General features: G+C 64.7%; 16 protein-coding genes. 11 read left to right on the top strand and 5 right to left on the bottom strand.

Annotated features, from left to right (window positions below):
- Window positions 1–59 precede the first annotated feature (59 nt).
- The 7 genes from IAE40_RS01300 (at window position 60) to IAE40_RS01270 (ending at window position 9,410) form a co-directional block, all read left to right on the top strand.
- Window positions 60–938, top strand: a complete 879-nt coding sequence (locus IAE40_RS01300; RefSeq protein WP_063544871.1) for a Dyp-type peroxidase — start codon at window positions 60–62, stop codon at window positions 936–938.
- An 83-nt stretch (window positions 939–1,021) separates the two neighbouring features.
- Window positions 1,022–1,930 carry an aldo/keto reductase gene (locus IAE40_RS01295; RefSeq protein WP_200602481.1) on the top strand — a complete coding sequence of 303 codons (909 nt, stop codon included), beginning with the start codon at window positions 1,022–1,024 and terminating at the stop codon, window positions 1,928–1,930.
- A 4-nt stretch (window positions 1,931–1,934) separates the two neighbouring features.
- Complete coding sequence (locus IAE40_RS01290; protein WP_153773616.1) at window positions 1,935–3,212, top strand: NTP/NDP exchange transporter; 1,278 nt, start codon at window positions 1,935–1,937, stop codon at window positions 3,210–3,212.
- A gap of 156 nt (window positions 3,213–3,368) precedes the next feature.
- The gene (locus IAE40_RS01285; protein WP_153773617.1) at window positions 3,369–3,533 is read left to right on the top strand and encodes a general stress protein; all 165 of its coding nucleotides are present in this window, start codon (window positions 3,369–3,371) and stop codon (window positions 3,531–3,533) included.
- A gap of 175 nt (window positions 3,534–3,708) precedes the next feature.
- Window positions 3,709–4,851, top strand: a complete 1,143-nt coding sequence (locus IAE40_RS01280) for a MexC family multidrug efflux RND transporter periplasmic adaptor subunit (RefSeq protein ID WP_153773618.1) — start codon at window positions 3,709–3,711, stop codon at window positions 4,849–4,851.
- Between the two features lie 15 nt (window positions 4,852–4,866).
- Window positions 4,867–8,004 carry an efflux RND transporter permease subunit gene (locus IAE40_RS01275; protein ID WP_200602480.1) on the top strand — a complete coding sequence of 1,046 codons (3,138 nt, stop codon included), beginning with the start codon at window positions 4,867–4,869 and terminating at the stop codon, window positions 8,002–8,004.
- On the top strand, window positions 8,004–9,410 hold the full coding sequence (locus IAE40_RS01270) for an efflux transporter outer membrane subunit (protein ID WP_442797008.1): 1,407 nt from the start codon (window positions 8,004–8,006) through the stop codon (window positions 9,408–9,410). Before IAE40_RS01275 ends, IAE40_RS01270 begins: the two co-directional genes overlap by 1 nt.
- Before the next feature lie 75 nt (window positions 9,411–9,485).
- Here IAE40_RS01270 and IAE40_RS01265 read toward each other — a convergent pair whose 3' ends face one another.
- From IAE40_RS01265 to IAE40_RS01255, 3 genes are all read right to left on the bottom strand, one after another.
- A complete protein-coding gene (locus tag IAE40_RS01265; RefSeq protein WP_153773621.1) occupies window positions 9,486–10,043 on the bottom strand; it encodes a TetR/AcrR family transcriptional regulator in 558 nt (185 codons plus the stop codon).
- A gap of 129 nt (window positions 10,044–10,172) precedes the next feature.
- On the bottom strand, window positions 10,173–12,173 hold the full coding sequence (locus IAE40_RS01260; RefSeq protein WP_197889694.1) for a peptidase U32 family protein: 2,001 nt from the start codon (window positions 12,171–12,173) through the stop codon (window positions 10,173–10,175).
- Window positions 12,174–12,275: 102 nt separating this feature from the next.
- Window positions 12,276–13,154 carry a LysR family transcriptional regulator gene (locus tag IAE40_RS01255; protein WP_197889695.1) on the bottom strand — a complete coding sequence of 293 codons (879 nt, stop codon included), beginning with the start codon at window positions 13,152–13,154 and terminating at the stop codon, window positions 12,276–12,278.
- Window positions 13,155–13,254: 100 nt separating this feature from the next.
- Between IAE40_RS01255 and IAE40_RS01250 the strand changes: the two genes are divergently transcribed.
- The 3 genes from IAE40_RS01250 to IAE40_RS01240 are packed head-to-tail and all read left to right on the top strand — an operon-like array spanning window position 13,255 to window position 16,207.
- Window positions 13,255–14,547 carry a CitMHS family transporter gene (locus tag IAE40_RS01250; protein WP_063544877.1) on the top strand — a complete coding sequence of 431 codons (1,293 nt, stop codon included), beginning with the start codon at window positions 13,255–13,257 and terminating at the stop codon, window positions 14,545–14,547.
- A gap of 2 nt (window positions 14,548–14,549) precedes the next feature.
- On the top strand, window positions 14,550–15,896 hold the full coding sequence (locus tag IAE40_RS01245; RefSeq protein ID WP_200602478.1) for an acyclic terpene utilization AtuA family protein: 1,347 nt from the start codon (window positions 14,550–14,552) through the stop codon (window positions 15,894–15,896).
- Window positions 15,893–16,207 (top strand): AtuA-related protein, encoded by a 315-nt coding sequence (locus tag IAE40_RS01240; protein ID WP_054891400.1) that lies wholly within the window; start codon window positions 15,893–15,895, stop codon window positions 16,205–16,207. Before IAE40_RS01245 ends, IAE40_RS01240 begins: the two co-directional genes overlap by 4 nt.
- A gap of 8 nt (window positions 16,208–16,215) precedes the next feature.
- On the opposite strand, the gene IAE40_RS01235 is transcribed toward IAE40_RS01240, so the two are convergent.
- Window positions 16,216–16,596: a RidA family protein gene (locus tag IAE40_RS01235; RefSeq protein WP_054891401.1), complete on the bottom strand. Its 381-nt coding sequence runs from the start codon at window positions 16,594–16,596 to the stop codon at window positions 16,216–16,218.
- A gap of 128 nt (window positions 16,597–16,724) precedes the next feature.
- Here IAE40_RS01235 and IAE40_RS01230 point away from each other — a divergent pair, with 128 nt between their 5' ends.
- Window positions 16,725–17,417 carry a tRNA (adenine(22)-N(1))-methyltransferase gene (locus IAE40_RS01230; protein WP_112898240.1) on the top strand — a complete coding sequence of 231 codons (693 nt, stop codon included), beginning with the start codon at window positions 16,725–16,727 and terminating at the stop codon, window positions 17,415–17,417.
- Between the two features lie 3 nt (window positions 17,418–17,420).
- Here IAE40_RS01230 and IAE40_RS01225 read toward each other — a convergent pair whose 3' ends face one another.
- Complete coding sequence (locus IAE40_RS01225) at window positions 17,421–17,684, bottom strand: DUF2790 domain-containing protein (protein ID WP_153773629.1); 264 nt, start codon at window positions 17,682–17,684, stop codon at window positions 17,421–17,423.
- Between the last annotated feature and the right edge of the window lie 15 nt (window positions 17,685–17,699).

Raw genomic sequence — 17,699 nt, 5'->3', positions numbered from 1 at the left:
GTTGCGATGGACTGCCGAGCACAGTAGGATTCGCGCTTTTGCCGAAGGATTAGCTCGTCATGTCGTTCCAGCAAGGTCTGCTCGCCACTCCGGTGCCGGCCCACGCCCGTCACCTGTTCTTTGCCCTGCATACGGGGGAGGCGCTGCCTGCCGTTCTGGATGCCTTGTTGCAGCAAGTCGACGGCCACAGCCTGATCCTGGCCGTCGGCGCGCCGCTGGCCAAGGCACTGGGGCGCGATGTCCCGGGCTTGCGCAGCTTCCCGCAGTTGGACGCAGCGGTCGAAAACCCGGCCACCCAGCATGCCCTGTGGCTCTGGTTGCGTGATGACGCGCGTGGTGATCTGTTCCTGCGTGCTCAAGCCCTGGAGCAGGCCCTGGCGCCGGCATTCACGCTGGTCGACAGTGTCGATGGTTTTCTGCACCACGGCGGACACGACCTGACCGGCTATGAAGACGGCACCGAAAACCCGCGGGACAACGATGCTGTCGACGCAGCCATCGTGGCGGGCGAGCAAGCGGGCCTGGCAGGTTCCAGTTTCGCTGCGTTCCAGCTGTGGAAACACGACCTCAACTACTTCAAGTCGCTGCCTCAGCCAGAGCAGGACGACATCATTGGCCGTCGCCTGAGCGACAACGAGGAACTGGAAGACGCGCCGGAGTCGGCCCACGTCAAGCGTACCGCGCAGGAAAGCTATGACCCCGCGGCCTTCATGGTGCGCCGTTCGGTGGCCTGGGCCGACAACCGTGGCGCAGGGCTGGCTTTCGTTGCTCTGGGCCGTTCGTTCGATGCCTTCGAAATCCAGCTGCGGCGCATGAGTGGCCTGGAAGATGGCGTGGTCGATGCCTTGTACCGCTTCAGCCGACCACTGACCGGCGGCTACTACTGGTGCCCGCCAATGGGAGCTGAAGGCCTGGACCTGCGCCTGTTGCTCGGTTAAATATCCCGATACAGAATCGCTGCGCATCGCGGGGTAGAGCGACTAGCCTTGAAGGTTTCCCCCTGTAACCGGGAGCCTCCTTCATGTACGCACGTCGCGATGTCCTGCGCGCCAGCGCCGCGCTTGGCGCGCTGGCCCTGAGCCCTTGGCTGCGCGCCGAGTCCGCCAGCGGCCTGCTGACCCGCAAGATCCCCTCCACCGGGGAGGCCTTGCCGGTCATCGGTGCCGGCACTTCCGGCAGTTTCGAGGTCCAGGCCGGCTCTGACCAGTACCAACAGCTCAAGGCTGTGCTCGAGGCGTTCTTCAAAGGCGGCGGCAAGGTCATCGACACCTCGCCTAACTACGGCGGTGCCGACGCCATTCTCGGCCAGTTGCTGGAGGAGGGCGGCTGGCACCGTCAGTGCTTCATCGCCACCAAGATCGCCGCCGACAGCCGCGACGCCGCCGAACGGCAATGGGCGCAAAGCCTGTCCAGCCTGCGCACCGACAAGGTCGACTTGCTGCAGATCCACAACCTGCGCGATTGGCAGACCCAGCTCCCCTATGCCCGGGAGTTGAAGCAGCAAGGCAAGACGCGCTATGTGGGCATCACTCACTATCTCAACAGCGGCCAGGATGAGGTGGCGCGCATCGTGCGCAGCGAGCCGCTGGATTTCATCCAGATCAACTACTCGGTGAACGCCCCGGATGCCGCGCGCGAGCTGCTGCCGCTGTGCCAGGACAAAGGCGTCGCGGTGCTGGTCAACCGTGCTTTCGACGACGGCCGGCTGTTCGCCCGGGTCAAAGGTCAGGCATTGCCGGGGTGGGCGGCCGAGGCGGGTATCGGCAGCTGGGCGCAGATGTTCCTGAAGTTCGCCATCAGTCATCCGGCGGTGACCACGGTAATTCCTGCGACCGGCCGACCGGACCGTCAGCTCGACCAGCTCAAGGCTGGCAGCGGGCCGCTGCTGAGCGAAGCCCAGCGCCAGGCGCTGATCAAGCAATTTGCCTGACGCCATGAATGGCTGGCGGCGGCGCCTGGACCAGAGCCTCAACATCCAGCCCGGCGAAGGCCCGGCAGTGGTCGCGGGTCTTGCGCTTTTCTACCTGCTGTTCACCGGTTATTTCATGCTGCGCCCGGTCCGCGAGACCATGGGAGTGGCCGGTGGCGTGGACAATCTGCAATGGCTGTTCACCGGTACCTTCATTGCCACCCTGGCCTGCCTGCCGCTATTCGGATGGCTTGCTTCACGGGTGAAGAGGCGACGCATCCTGCCGTGGACCTACGCCTTCTTCACCAGCAACCTGCTGTTGTTTGCTGTGCTCTTTGCCCGCGACCCGGACGACCTCTGGAATGCACGGGCTTTTTATATCTGGCTGTCGGTTTTCAACCTGCTGGCCATCTCCCTGGCCTGGAGCGTACTGGCAGACCTGTTTTCCAGCGAGCAGGGCAAGCGCCTGTTCGGCCTGCTCGCGGCGGGTGCAAGCCTTGGCGGCCTGAGCGGGCCGATTCTTGGCACGCTGCTGGTTTCTCCCCTCGGGCACGCTGGTTTGTTGGTGCTGGCGGGCGTCTGCCTGCTTGGCAGCACAGGCGCTGCGCTGTACCTGCAACACTGGCGTGAGCTGAATCCGCTGCCGACCAGCACCGCGCATCCGGCCTCGCGGCCGCTGGGCGGCAATCCGTTTTCCGGCGCCACCGCCGTGCTGCGGTCGCCTTACCTGTTGGGTATCGCGTTGTTCGTCGTACTGCTGGCCAGCGTCAGCACGTTCCTGTATTTCGAGCAGGCCCGTATCGTCAGCGAGACGTTCAGCGACCGGACACGCCAGACACAGGTCTTCGGCCTGATCGATACGGTCGTGCAAACCCTGGCGATACTCACCCAGGTCTTTCTCACCGGACGCCTGGCCCGGCGCCTGGGTGTCGGCGTGCTACTGGTCGGCGTGCCCCTGGTGATGGCGGTCGGTTTCCTATGGCTGGCGCTGGCGCCGGTATTTGCAGTGTTCGTCTTCGTGATGGTCATGCGTCGTGCGGGTGAGTACGCCCTGGTTCGCCCGGGGCGGGAGATGCTCTTTACCGTGTTGCCCGCCGAAGAGAAATACAAAGCCAAGAACTTCATCGACACCGTGGTCTACCGGGGTGGCGATGCCTTGAGCGGTTGGGTCAAGCGTGGCCTGGACCTGCTTGGCGAGCATCCGCAGCTGGCGATGTCGATCGGCGCCATCCTTGCGCTTGGCTGGGGGATTACAGGCGCCTGGTTGGGCCGTCGCCAGCGCAGCCTCGAAAACGCCCCCTGAGCGCAATGCACCTCGCGCCAAATACACCGCCCTGCACCTTTAGCGCCGCCGGTCTGGCGGCTCGGTAATAAACCGAATCCCCTGTTGCCGCTGAGCTCCGAACTTATGTACGGCAAACGCCCGTACATATCCCACAGCCACAAGAGGTGCAAGACCATGGCCAATAACCAGAACAAGACTGGCAGTCAGGGTGGTACCAAAAATCCTGGCAACTTCGCCAACGACCGGGAAAAAGCGTCTGAAGCCGGTCGCAAAGGTGGCCAGCAGTCCGGTGGCAACAAGCAGACCGACGACATGGGCCGCAAGGGCGGCCGTTCGTAAGTGATGCTGCGCGGTGCCGGGGTAACTCGGCACCGCAACAGAGGCAGACCAGGCGGCGGCCTGAAACCACCCAGCTTACAATCTTTAACACAAATATCAAATGAGACTAAATTGACTCATTAATGGTCGGTTAGTACCATTCGAGCCGTTTTTATCAAAGGCTCGGTGAGCAGAAATGAGCAATTTGCGTGCAACAGCATTGGCCAGCTGCCTGGCAGCCACCTTGGTACTGGCGGGCTGTGGGGGGGCTGAAGAACCTCAGGCCGGCGCCCAGAGCGCCTTACCCGTACAAACCCTGACCGTCGCCAGCGAGGCGCTGACCTTGAGTTCCACGTTGCCCGGCCGGGTGGAGCCGATGCGTGTCGCTGAAGTGCGCGCCCGGGTGGCCGGTATCGTCCTGCACAAGCGCTTCGAAGAAGGCGCCGACGTCAAAGCCGGCGATGTGCTTTTCCAGATCGACCCGGCGCCCTTCAAGGCTTCGCTGTCGCGTGCCGAGGGTGACCTGGCACGTGCCCAGGCGGTGCGTCAGGAAGCGCAGGCACGGGTCAAGCGCTACGCACCGCTGGTGAAGATCGAAGCGGTCAGCCAGCAGGACTTCGACACCGCCAGCGCCGACCTGCGTAGCGCGGAAGCGGCGATTCGTTCGGCCCAGGCCGATGTAGAAACGGCACGTCTCAACCTCGGCTACGCCACGGTCAAGGCGCCGATCTCCGGTCGTATCGGCCGCGCCCTGGTGACCGAAGGTGCGCTGGTCGGGCAGGGCGACGCGACACTGATGGCGCGTGTCCAGCAGCTCGATCCGATCTATGTCGACTTCACCCAGTCCGCCGCCGATGCCCTGCGTTTGCGCCAGGCCCTGAAGGACGGCGCACTGGCCAGCGGCAGCGATCAGCACCTCACGGCACGGGTCGAAGGCACCGATTACGAGCGCTCCGGGCAACTGGTCTTCACCGATGTCTCGGTCGATCGCGGCACCGGCCAGGTCACCCTGCGCGGACGCTTCGACAACGCTGACGGCATCCTGCTGCCAGGCATGTACGTGCGCGTACACACCCCACAAGGCACCGACAACCGCGCCATTCTCGTGCCGCAACGTGCGGTGCAGCGCGGCGCTGATGGCCAGGCACGGGTGATGTTGGTGGGTGCAGACGGCATGGCCGAGGCCCGGGGCGTGCAGACCGGCACCATGCATGGTTCGCGCTGGCTGATAACCGAGGGTTTGCAGCCGGGTGATCAGGTCATCGTCGGCAGCCCGGCGGGTCTGGCGCCAGGCATGCCGGTGGCAGTGTCGGCAACCCAGCAAGCCGCGGCGCGATAAGGCGAGGAAAGCACGATGTCCACGTTCTTCATCAATCGTCCGAACTTCGCCTGGGTCGTGGCGCTGTTCATCTCACTGGCCGGCCTGCTGGTGATTCCGTCATTGCCGGTTGCGCAATACCCCAGCGTCGCACCGCCGCAGATCACCATTACCGCCACCTATCCCGGGGCTTCGGCCAAGGTGCTGGTGGAGTCGGTCACCAGTGTCATCGAAGAGTCGCTCAACGGCGCCAAGAACCTGCTGTACTTCGAGTCGACCAACAACTCCAACGGCATCGCCGAGATCGTCGTCACCTTCGAGCCGGGCACCGAACCTGAGCTGGCCCAGGTCGACGTGCAGAACCGCCTGAAGAAAGCCGAGGCGCGGCTGCCGCAGGCGGTGACCACCCAAGGTGTCGAAGTCGAACAGACCAGCGCTGGCTTCCTGCTGATCTACGCCCTGAGCTACACCGACGCGGCCAGCCATGGCGACACCACTCAACTGGGCGATTATGCCGCGCGCAACATCAACAACGAGCTGCGACGCATCCCGGGGGTGGGCAAATTGCAGTTCTTCTCCTCGGAAGCGGCCATGCGCGTGTGGATCGATCCGCAGAAGCTGGTTGGCTACGGGCTGTCGATCGACGATGTCGGCAATGCCATCCGCGGTCAGAACGTGCAGGTGCCGGCCGGTGCCTTCGGCAGTGCGCCGGGTAGCAGCCAGCAAGAGCTGACCGCGACCCTGGCGGTGCATGGCACCCTGGACGATCCGCAGGCCTTCGGCCGTGTAGTGCTGCGCGCCAATCCCGATGGCTCGATGGTGCGCCTGGCCGATGTCGCACGGCTGGAGGTCGGCAGCGAAAGCTACAACTTCTCCTCGCGCCTCGATGGCAAGCCGGCGGTGGCCGGGGCGGTGCAATTGGCCCCCGGGGCCAACGCCCTGCAGACCGCGGCACGAGTCAAGGCGCGCCTGGCCGAGCTGTCCGAGTTCTTCCCCGAAGGTGTCGAATACTCTGTGCCCTACGACACCTCGCGTTTCGTCGACGTGGCCATCGAGAAAGTCATCCATACCCTGATCGAGGCGATGGTACTGGTGTTCCTGGTGATGTTCCTGTTCCTGCAGAACATCCGCTACACCTTGATCCCGTCGATCGTCGTGCCGGTTTGCCTGCTCGGCACCTTGCTCGTGATGAAGCTGCTCGGTTTCTCGGTGAACATGATGACCATGTTCGGCATGGTCCTGGCCATCGGCATCCTGGTCGACGATGCCATCGTCGTGGTGGAGAACGTCGAGCGGATCATGGCCGAGGAGGGCCTTGGGCCTAGGGAGGCGACGGTCAAGGCCATGGGTCAGGTGTCCGGCGCGATCATCGGTATCACGCTGGTACTGTCAGCGGTGTTTCTGCCGCTGGCGTTCATGTCCGGCTCGGTGGGGGTGATCTACCAGCAGTTCTCGCTGTCGCTGGCCGTGTCGATCCTGTTCTCGGGTTTCCTGGCGCTGACGTTCACCCCGGCGCTGTGCGCCACGCTGCTCAAGCCGGTGCCCCAGGGGCATCATGAGAAACGCGGTTTCTTTGGCGCATTCAACCGCGGCTTTGCCCGCCTGACCGCACGCTACTCTTCACTCAACAGCGCCTTCGTGGCGCGCGCCGGCCGCTTCATGCTGGTGTATGCGGGGATTCTTGTGGTGCTGGGGTACTTCTACCTGCGCCTGCCCGAATCGTTCGTGCCCGTGGAAGACCAGGGCTACGCCATTGTCGATGTGCAACTGCCGCCAGGCGCCAGCCGGGTGCGCACCGATGCCACGGGCCAGGCGCTGGAGCAGTTCCTGATGTCACGCGAGGCCATTGCTTCGGCGTTTCTGGTCAGCGGCTTCAGCTTCTCGGGCATGGGCGAGAACGCGGCGCTGGCATTCCCGACGTTCAAGGACTGGTCCGAGCGCAGCTCGCAACAGTCGGTGGATGCCGAAACCCAGGTCATCAACGCGCAGTTCGCGGCGCACGGTGACGGCAGCATCATGGCAGTGAACCCGCCACCGATCGATGGCCTGGGCAACTCTGGCGGGTTCGCCCTGCGGCTGCTCGACCGCGGCAACCTGGGGCGCGAAGCGTTGCTGGCCGCGCGTGACAAGATCTTGCAACAGGCCAACGGCAACCCGGCGATCCTCTACGCGATGATGGAAGGCCTGGCCGAGGCGCCGCAATTGCGGGTCGATATCGACCGTGAGAAGGCCCGCGCCCTGGGCGTGACCTTCGAGAGCATCAACAGCACCCTGTCGGCGGCGTTCGGTTCGCAGGTGATCAACGACTTTACCAACGCCGGACGTCAGCAGCGCGTGGTGGTCCAGGCCGAGCAAGGCGAGCGGATGACCCCGGAAGCGGTGCTGCGCCTGTATGCGCCGAACAACGAAGGGCAGCAGGTGCCGTTCAGCGCCTTCGTCACCACGCGCTGGGAAGAAGGCCCGGTGCAGATCGTGCGCTACAACGGCTACCCCTCGATCCGTATTGCAGGGGACGCGGCCCCAGGCTACAGCACCGGTCAAGCGATGGCCGAGATGGAGCATCTGGTCAGCGACCTGCCACCCGGCATCGGGTATGCCTGGACCGGGCTCTCGTATCAGGAAAAAGTCTCCAGCGGCCAGGCCAGCAGCCTGTTCGCGCTGGCCATCCTGGTGGTGTTCCTGCTGCTGGTGGCGTTGTACGAGAGCTGGTCGATCCCGCTGACCGTGATGCTGATCGTGCCGATCGGTGCCTTGGGCGCGGTATTGGCGGTGATGGTGGTCGGCCTGCCCAACGATGTCTACTTCAAGGTCGGCCTGATCACCATCATTGGCCTGGCAGCGAAGAACGCGATCCTGATCGTCGAGTTCGCCAAGGATCTGGTGGAGAAGGGCCACAGCCTGCGTGAAGCGGCCATCGAAGCTGCGCGCCTGCGTTTTCGACCGATCGTGATGACGTCGATGGCCTTCATCCTCGGCGTGGTACCGCTGGCTATCGCGTCCGGCGCCGGGGCTGCGAGTCAGCGGGCGATCGGCACCGGGGTGATCGGCGGCATGCTCAGCGCGACGTTGCTGGGGGTGGTGTTCGTGCCGATCTGTTTCGTCTGGGTGTTGTCGCTGCTCAAGCGCAGGGCCGGCAAGGTTACTGAGCAACGTCCTGTCGAGGTACCGGAGTGATGGTCATGGGTAAAGGAATCGCCCCCTTGGCGATGGCGTTGATGCTGGCAGGTTGTTCGATGGCGCCGCAGTACCAACGCCCCGAGGCGCCGATCCCGGCGCAATGGCACGACGGCGCGGCAGCGCAAGGGCAGAGCGTGGAGCAACTGGACTGGCAGGCGTTCGTGGTCGACCCGGGCCTGCGCCAGCTGATCAGCAGCGCTCTGGACAACAACCGCTCGCTGCGCCAGACCTTGCTCGATATCGAGCAGGCCCGTGCCCAGTACCGGATCCAGCGCGCCGATCGTGTACCGGGCTTGAATGCCGGCGCGTCGGGCAATCGCCAGCACCAACCAGCGAGCCTGGCGGCCGACGGACGCAGCGGTGTGGCCAGCACCTATCAGGTCGGCCTTGCCTTGCCCGAATACGAATTGGACCTGTTCGGTCGGGTCAAGAGCCTGAGCGATGCGGCACTGGAGCAGTACCTGGCCACGGAGGAGGCCGGTCGAGCCGCGCGCCTGGCGCTGATCGCCGAGGTCAGCCAGGCCTACCTCACCCTGGATGGCGCGCAGCGCCGCCTGACCCTGACCCGCCAGACGCTGGCCAGCCGCGAGGACTCACTGGCTCTGGTCGGCCAACGTCGCGCTGCCGGTACCGCCACGGCACTGGACCATCAGGAAGCGCTGGGCTTGGTCGAACAATCCCGCGCGGAGCTTGAGAGCACCCAGCGCCAGCAGCGCCAGGCCTTCAATGCGCTGGTGCTGCTGGTCGGCAGTGCCGATGCGGCCAGGGACATACCGGTATCTGCCGGCGAAGCCCCCCAAGTGCTGCAGGACATCGCACCGGGTGCACCTTCGGCGCTGCTCGAACGGCGCCCTGACATTCTCGCTGCCGAGCACCGGCTGCGAGCCCGCAACGCCGATATCGGCGCGGCCCGCGCGGCGTTCTTCCCGAGGATCAGCCTCACCGGCAGCTTCGGTACCTCGAGCGCACAGATGTCGGGGCTGTTCGACGGTGGCTCGCGTAGCTGGAGCTTCATGCCACAACTGTCGTTGCCGCTGTTCGATGGCGGGCGCAACCGTGCCGGGCTGGATCTTGCGCAGGTACGCAAGGACTCGGCAGTGGCGGCCTACGAGGGCACAGTACAGACGGCATTTCGCGAAGTGGCCGATGCGCTTGCAGCCAGCGACACGCTGCGCCGAGAGGAAGCGGCGCGCAGCGCGCTGGTCGAGACCAGCCGGGCAACCCTGGAGCTGGCAAGGGCGCGCTATCAGGGCGGGATAGACAATCACCTGCGCTACCTGGATGCGCAGCGCAGCAGCTATGTGAACGAGTCAACGCTGATCGACGCCAGCACCCAGCGCCAGATTGCCCTGGTCGACCTGTTCCGTGCGTTGGGTGGGGGGTGGCCTGCGCCCAAGGGCTGAAGGGCTCCTTTGGTTGGACGATCCAACCGTTCGGCCCCTGGACCTTGTGTCCTGGGGCCTTTTTTTTGCCAGTTTTCAGGCCTGGACCCTGGCCCCTTGCAGGAACAACTGCTCCAGTGCCTGCGCCGAATTGGCGCTGGCTGCACGGCCGCGCCGTTCGGCGTCGACCATGCCGAAGATCATGGTCAGGAACATCTCGGTGAATACCGCGGCGCTGATGTCGATGCGCAGCGTACCCATCTGCTGGGCGCGCAGGAAGAATGCATCCATGGCCTGGGTGTAGGTGTCCCAACGACGGTCGTCGCCGTCGCCGAGCAAGGTGTCGGGGCGGTACTGGAACATCAGGAAGACCAGCATCTCGCGGTGCTTGAGATGCTCGGTGATCAGGTAGCGTATCGCCTGCAGTGGCTCGGCGTTGGCCAGGTCGGCTTCTTCGATGACCTGGTTCAGCACGCGCTCGCCGTGCTTCTCGAGCATGTCCACGAGATTGTCGCGGGTACCGCAGAAGCGGTGCAGGGTGGCCTTGCTGATGCCGGCGGTCTCGGCCAGCTCCTTGAGCGTGGCGCGCGGCTGGACGACGATGGCGTGGGCAAGTGCCTTGAGCAGGCGTTCGTCGTGGGGGGTGGGTTGCATCTGGGTTCCTCGCGTGGATCGCATGGAACCCATTGTGCAGAAAATACCGGGCTGTTCAATGTTTTCGAGATGAAAATGCCTCATGTGAGACTTTTCTGGCTCGAGCGATTGAAAAAGCCCGGGTCCAGGCTAGTGCGGCGCGCGCACGATGGTCTTGAGCAGGTCTTCCGGGCTGATGTGCCCAACCACCTGGCTCACCGCGCTGCCGGGGGTAGGCAGGTCGATGATGTGGCCTTTCATCCGACCGACCACGTGCATTTCGCACGGCTTGCAGTCGAATTTCAGGGTCAGCACTTCGTCGCCATGAATCAGCTGCATTGGCGCGACCTTGGTTCGTACACCGGTAACGCCCTTGGCCTGCTTGGGGCACAGGTTGAAGGAGAAGCGCAGGCAGTGCTTGGTGATCATCACCGGCACGTCCCCGTGTTCCTCATGAGCCTCGAACGCAGCATCGATCAACTTCACCCCATGGCGATGATAGAAGTCACGGGCTTTCTGGTTGTAGACGTTGGCCAGGAACGACAGGTGCGCTTCGGGATAGACCGGTGGCGGACTGGTCTCGGCCTTGCGGCTGCCGCGCGGGTGCGCCTTGACCCGCGCCTCGGTGAGCGCCTCGATAGCCTCACGGCGCAGGGCCTTGAGCTGAGAGTTGGGGATGAAATACGCCTGCGGGGCATCGAGCTCAATGGCCTCGGCGTGGTACTGGGTGGTACCCAGTTGGCCCAGCAGGTCGTGCAACTGATCCAGCGCCTGCTGCGGCTTGTTGGCTGCGCCGAACGGGCCGTCCAGGGCAACCTGCACGGTGATGCCTTCCTCGCTGGTGACGCTCAGCGCCAGGCGTTGCTCGGTCAGCACGGCCTGCCACTGAACCGCGACGCGACGCTCGGAGGAGGTGCGTTGCAGCGCCTGTTGCCAGTTATGGTCGAGGTTGCGTGACAGGGGGTGGTTCGGTCGCAGCTTGTGCAAACCTTCGGGCATCTCGTTGGGCTCGACGCGATAACGGTAGCGTGTCTGGCCGTCTTCCTCGAACTCGCCACGCGGCTCGGCGATGTTGGCCCGGAAGCCCACCACTTCGCGCTTGACCAGCACGTTCAAACCGTCGCCGTTGGTCAGCGGCACCTCGGTCACCACCATCAGGTCACGCTTGCCGACCTTTTCCACCACACCTACCGGCAAGCCGGTGAAGGTGGGCGAATCGAAGGCACCGATGTCGATCTTGCGGTCGCTGACGAAGTAGTCGGTGCTGCCGCGGTGGAAGGTCTTGTCTGGATCGGGTACGAAGAAGTGCTGGGTACGACCGCTCGACGCGCGGGCCAGGTCCGGGCGATCTTCGAGAATCGCATCCAGCTCCTTGCGGTAGTGGGCGGTGATGTTCTTCACATAACCCATGTCCTTGTAGCGCCCTTCGATCTTGAACGAGCGCACGCCGGCGTCGACCAGGTCGCGAAGGTTGGCGGTCTGGTTGTTGTCCTTCATCGACAGCAGGTGCTTTTCGAAAGCGACCACCCGGCCCTGGTCGTCCTTGAGGGTGTAGGGCAGGCGACAGGCCTGCGAGCAATCGCCGCGGTTGGCGCTGCGACCGGTCTGGGCGTGGGAGATGTTGCATTGGCCGGAGAAGGCCACGCACAAGGCGCCGTGGATGAAGAACTCGATGGCAGCATCGGTCTCGGCGGCGATGGCGCGGATCTGCTGCAGGTTCAGTTCACGCGCCAGCACCAGTTGGGAGAAACCGGCCTGGTCGAGAAACCGGGCCCGCTCGAGCGTACGGATGTCGGTCTGAGTGCTGGCATGCAGCTCGATCGGCGGGATGTCCAGCTCCATCACCCCCAGGTCCTGGACGATCAATGCATCGACACCGGCGTCGTACAGCTGGTGAATCAGCTTGCGTGCAGGCTCCAGCTCATTGTCATGGAGAATGGTATTGATCGTGGTGAAGACCCGCGCGTGATAGCGCCGGGCGAACTCCACCAACTCGGCGATATCGCCGACCTCGTTGCACGCGTTGTGCCGCGCGCCGAAGCTTGGGCCGCCGATGTAGATGGCGTCGGCGCCATGCAGGATGGCCTCGCGGGCGATGGCCACATCGCGGGCAGGGCTGAGCAGTTCCAGGTGATTCTTTGGAAGGGACATGTCGTTATAGGTTCGGGCTGTCACGGTTTAGGGCGGCATTGTAGCGATGAAATGGGCTGGTGGCATCTTTGGGTGCCCACAGGTCTTCCCGGCGGGCAACAATCAGAGCCTCATTGCCTTCAGGCACTCCACCAAACGCAGTGCCGCCGGGGACAGGCTGCACTCGCTGCGGGTAATGACCCCCAACTCGCGCTCCAGCCCTGCTTCGTCCAGTTGCCGGCGAACCAACCGTCCTTCGCCGTCGTCCGCCGACTCCGGCAGCAGCGTAACGCCCAACCCATTGCGCACCAGCGCCAATACCGTCGACATGTAGTTGGCTTCCATGGCCGCTTGCAACACCAGCCCGCGCGCGCGGAACACCTGTTCGATCTGCGCCCGCACGCTGCTGTCGCGCCCGGTGAGGATCATCGGCAGGCCGTCCAGGGCTTGCAGACTGACGGGGCCGGTGGCCAGCGGGTGCCCGGCGGGCACAAACAGGCACAGTCGATCGCGCAGCAGCGGTGTGAAGTCCAGCCCATGGCCGAACTGGCTGCGCACACCCACCCCAAAATCCACATCGCCTTCGCGTACGCGCTCGACGATGCGCTCGGCAACCAGGTCGCGCAGACGCACTTCGACACCTGGATGCAACTGGCGGAACACCGCCAGCCGCTCAGCCAGCGCCCCGGCGCACAGCGAGGGCAGGGCAGCCACGGTGACCACCCCGCGGCGCACCGCCGCCAAGCCCTGGCTGGCACTGACGATATTGGAAAGATCGAGCAGCAGCTTCTCCATTGCCGGCAGCGCCTCGCGCCCTGCGCCCGTGAGGGTGACGTGCCGAGGGCTGCGTTCGAGCAGGGCGACGCCCAGCCAGGTTTCGAGTTGGCGGATCTGTACGGTCAGGGCCGAGGGCGACAGGTGCAGGTCGTCGGCGGCGCGGGCGAAGTTGCCGCGTTGGGCAACGGTGATGAAGGCACGAATATGCTGCAGGGCATTCTTCATTTTGTTTTTTCGAATGTGCGTGGCTTTAAATTGCAATTTACACGCTACCGGACCTCTCCTGATACTCGGGGCAACAACAAAAACAAGCCGGAGTAACCCCATGCTCGCCCTCTATGGCGTCATTACCATTCTGTCCCTGCTGATCGCGGTGATGAGCAAGCGCATCTCGCCCCTGGTCGCGCTGATCGCCTTTCCCGTCGTGGCTGCCTTGCTCGCGGGCTTCGGCCTGCAGACCAGCGGCTTCATTCTCACCGGTATCAAGAATGTCGCCCCGGTGGTCGGCATGTTCATCTTCGCCATCCTGTTCTTCGGGGTGATGACCGATGCCGGCATGCTCGACCCGATCATCGACCGCATCCTGCGCGCCGTCGGCACCCGCCCGACCCGTATCGTCTGCGGTACCGCGCTGCTGGCGTTGCTGGTGCACCTGGACGGCTCGGGGGCGGTGACGTTCCTCGTCACGGTGCCCGCGATGCTGCCGCTGTATACGCGCCTAGGCATCGACCGGCGGGTTCTGGCCTGCGTTGCAGCGATGGCGGCGGGGGTGAACTTCCTGCCCTGGACCGGCCCGGTGCTGCGCTCATCCGCCGCACTGCACGTGCCGGTGGCCGAGCTGTTCCAGCCGCTGATCCCGGTGCAAGTGGTGGGGCTGCTGTTCGTCTTCGGCTGTGCCTACTGGCTGGGCCGACGTGAAGAGAAGCGCCTGGGGCTCATGGCCGGCGCCGATGCCGGCGCGGCACCGCAGCGCATCTTGAGCGCCGATGAACAGGCCCTGCGCCGTACCCACATGTTCTGGCCGAACCTGCTGCTCACCGTGCTGGTGATGGCGGTGATGATCGCCGGCTGGGTCGACCCCGTGGTGATGTTCATGCTCGGCACTGTCGCGGCGCTTTGCCTGAACTACCCGCGTGTCGACCAGCAGCGGGAACGCATCGACGCGCACGCCAAGACGGCCCTGACCATGGCCAGCATCCTGCTTGCCGCAGGTGTGTTCACCGGCATCATGCAGGGCACGGGCATGCTCAAGGCCATGGCCGAGGTGGCGGTGCAACAGATTCCGCCGGGGCACGGGCGACTGATTCCTGCCCTTGTGGGCTTCGTGTCGATGCCGCTCAGCTTGCTGTTCGACCCGGATTCGTTCTACTTCGGTGTCATGCCGGTGATTGCCGAAGTCGGCCGCTCGCTGGGCGTGGACCCGGTGCAGGTGGCCCAGGCGTCGCTGCTCGGGGTCCATACCACCGGCTTCCCGGTCAGCCCGCTGACTCCGGCGACTTTCCTGCTGGTGGGGCTGTGCAAGCTTGACCTTGCCGATCACCAGCGTTTCACCCTGCCATTTCTGTTCGCCGCGTCGGTGCTGATGACCCTGACCGCGCTGGCACTTGGAGTCTTCTGAACATGAACACTTTGCGAATCGGCGCCGGTGCCGGTTATTCCGGTGATCGCCTGGAGCCTGCGGTGGAACTGGCCCGGGATGGGCAGCTGGACTACCTGGTCTTTGAGTGCCTGGCCGAACGCACCATTGCCCTGGCCCAGCAAGCCCGACTGGCTGACCCTCGTGCCGGCTTCGATCCGTTGCTGGCCGAGCGCATGCGGGCGGTGCTGCCCTACGTACGCCGCGGCGGGCAGCGACTGCGGATCATCACCAACATGGGCGCAGCCAACCCGCGTGGCGCCGCGCGACAAGTGTCGGTCATCGCGGCTGAACTCGGGTTGCAGGGGCTGAAGGTCGCGGCCGTGGAAGGTGACGATGTGCTCGACGTGCTGCGCCAGCACCCGGAGTGGACGCTCGACAATGGCCTGACGGTGGCCGGGTTGGGTGATCGGCTGGTCTCGGCCAATGCCTATCTGGGGGTCGAAGGGATCGTTCAGGCGCTGGCCCTGGACGCCGATGTGGTGATTACCGGTCGTGTCGCCGATCCGTCGCTGTTCCTTGCCCCCCAAGTGCATCACTTTGGCTGGCCTGCCGTCGATTGGCGCCGCCGTGGCCGAGGGACGCTGACCGGGCACCTGCTCGAATGCGCGGGGCAGGTCAGTGGCGGCTACTTTGCCGACCCCGGCATGAAGGATGTGGCCGACCTGGCACGGCTGGGTTTCCCCTTCGCCGATATCGACAGCGAAGGCCTGGCAACGCTCGGCAAGGTGGCCGGCAGTGGCGGTCGCATCGATGTCGCGACGTGCACCGAGCAACTGCTTTACGAGGTACACGATCCACGTCGGTATCTGACGCCGGATGTAACGGCCGACTTTTCGGGCGTGCACTTGCAGGCCTGCGGCAAGGATCGGGTGCGCGTCACTGGTGGCGAAGGCACGGCTCGCCCGCAGCACCTCAAGGTTACCGTGGGCTATCGGGATGGCTGGATCGGCGAAGGGCAGATGTCCTACGGCGGCCCGAACGCCGTGGCGCGGGCGCGTTTGGCCGGGCGGATCGTCGAGGAACGCCTGGCATTGACGGGCGTCGCCGTCGAAGAACTGCGCTGCGAGCTGATGGGGGTTGATTCGCTGCACGCCAGCGACTTCGGCACGGGCGGCGAACCCTGGGAGGTACGCCTGCGGGTTGCGGCGCGTTGCCCGAGCCGGGAAGCGGCGCAGGCGGTCGCCAACGAGGTCGAGACCCTCTACACCAATGGCCCGGCTGGCGGTGGCGGGGCCACTCGCCAGGTCCGCGAAGTATTGGCCGTCGCCAGCCTCTACCTGCCGCGTGAACTCGCGCAACCTCAAGTCCACCTGGAGCAATGCCCATGACCCGCCGACTGCACGAACTTGCCCACACCCGTACCGGGGACAAGGGCGACACCTCGAACATCTCGCTGATCGCGTATCGGGACGAGGACTACCCGCTGCTTGAGCGGGAGCTGACAGCTGAACGGGTGGCAGCGTGGTTCGCCCATCTTCGCGATGAAAGCGCAGGGCCTGTACGTCGCTATGACTTGCCGCAACTCAAGGCCCTGAACTTCGTGCTGCCGGGGTTATTGCGCGGTGGCGTGACCCGCTCGTTGGCGCTGGATGCCCATGGCAAGTGCCTGGGGGCGGCGTTGTTGGCGATGGAGGTCTAGCTCTGCTATCAGCCCTTGGCCGCCATCGCCGTCACTTCGACCTTCATCCCTTCGAACGCCAGCGAGGCCACGCCCACCGCCGCCCGCACTGGCCATGGCTTGGCGAAGAAGCGCTGGTACACCTCGTTGAATGCCGCACGATCGGCCATGTCGGTCAGGTAGATGGTCAGGTGCAGCACGCGGTCCATCGAGCTGCCCGCACGCTCCAGCGCGTCCTTGAGTGCCTGCAGGGTGCATTCGCTCTGGGTGACGATATCGCCCAGCTCAAGCTCGCCATCGGCGCGCACCGGGACCTGAGTGGTGACCAGGATACCGTTGTATTCGGCGACATCGGAGGAGATGGACGCGGCGTCCGCATCGGGGGTGAAGGTGATACCAGTCTGGGCCATGAACGACTCTGCCTTGCTTTGGAAGTGAAAGCGCAAGCCTACGCGAGCCGCGGCCCCGGTCGCAAATGCATTGAAATGACGCGCCCCGGCCTTCAGAATCGCGCCGATTCTCATGCAAGGGGTTGGCGTTGAACGAACAGACATTGTCGCAGCGGCTGGAACGCGTGGCGGCTCACATCCCGCCAGGGGCGCGCCTGGCCGATATCGGTTCCGACCACGGCTTCCTCCCGGTGGTCCTGGTATTGCGTGGCGCCATCGAGGCCGCAGTCGCGGGCGAGGCGGCGGCAGGGCCTTGCGAGTCAGCCCGGCGCAATGTGCGCCGCAACGGGCTGGACGCGCGCATCAGCGTGCGCCTGGCCAACGGTCTGGCCGCCATCGAAAGCGATGATCGCATCGACACCATCAGCCTCTCGGGCATGGGCGGGGAAACCATCGTCGAGATCCTCGAGGCAGGCAAGGCGAGGTTGCAGGATGGGCAGCGCCTGGTGCTGCAACCCAATGGCGGCGAACAACCGCTGCGCCAGTGGTTGATGGACAACGGCTATCGGATTGTCAGCGAAGAGGTGCTGCGAGAAAACCGCTTCGACTACGAGATCATCGTCGCCGAGCAGGCCGACTCGGTGCGCTACAGCCCGCAGGAGCTATTGTTCGGCCCCTTGCTCATGCGCGAGAAAAGCGCGGCGTTCGTCAACAAGTGGCAGCGCATGCGGCGCCAGCGTCAACAGGCATTGGCCAACTTCGAACGGGCCAGGGAAGTGCCTCAGGACAAGGCCCGGGCTTTTGCGATGCACATCGACTGGATCGACCAGTTGCTGGCTTGAGGCTCATTGCTGCGAGCAGTTGCCCATTTCGCGGTAGGCGATCTTGTGAGTCTGGCCCTGGTGGTCAACGTAGACCATGTGCGCCGTGCCGACCTGGCAATCGGCAGCGTTACTGGCCGGGGTGATCGACACCACCTTGGCGACATCCAGCGGCATACCGTATTCGTAAACCTGCCCCTCGGCAGACGGCGTGCGAGGCTGCTCGGCGAAGGCGGCAATGGGCAGGAGGGCGCTACACAGCGCAAGTACGGCGATCGAGCGTTTCATGATGAACTCCAGATG

It is taken from the genome of Pseudomonas sp. S44, from assembly GCF_016624805.1.
Classification (GTDB): domain Bacteria; phylum Pseudomonadota; class Gammaproteobacteria; order Pseudomonadales; family Pseudomonadaceae; genus Aquipseudomonas; species Aquipseudomonas machongensis.
Note: the sequence above shows the minus strand (reverse complement) of the source record. Positions and strands in the feature narration are given on the sequence as shown.